Origin of the sequence: Rahnella bonaserana (genome assembly GCF_019049675.1) — a bacterium.
Classification (GTDB): Bacteria; Pseudomonadota; Gammaproteobacteria; order Enterobacterales; family Enterobacteriaceae; genus Rahnella; species Rahnella bonaserana.
This window is the reverse complement of sequence record NZ_JAFMOW010000014.1, coordinates 1-261: the sequence shown is the minus strand read 5'-3', so window position 1 is coordinate 261 and position 261 is coordinate 1. Positions and strand designations below refer to the sequence as shown.

Below are 261 nucleotides of genomic sequence, written 5' to 3'. Positions count from 1 at the left end.
TGTGACGACAACGCAGCATGAGGACGAATTGGTAGGCCTGAGTGGACTTGAACCACCGACCTCACCCTTATCAGGGGTGCGCTCTAACCACCTGAGCTACAAGCCTATTAAGGTATTTCTGCTCGTTACTTTCTATCAGACAATCTGTGTGGACACTGCACAATGCGTATCTTGAGGTAAGGAGGTGATCCAACCGCAGGTTCCCCTACGGTTACCTTGTTACGACTTCACCCCAGTCATGAATCACAAAGTGGTAAGCGC

Annotated in this window: 1 tRNA gene and 1 rRNA gene; both read right to left on the bottom strand. The window is 50.2% G+C overall.

Going from position 1 to position 261, the window contains the following annotated elements:
• Positions 1 to 29: 29 nt before the first annotated feature.
• A tRNA-Ile gene (locus tag J1778_RS00055) sits at positions 30 to 106 on the bottom strand.
• Positions 107 to 177: 71 nt separating this feature from the next.
• Positions 178 to 261, bottom strand: a 16S ribosomal RNA gene (locus J1778_RS00050); the annotation flags it as partial.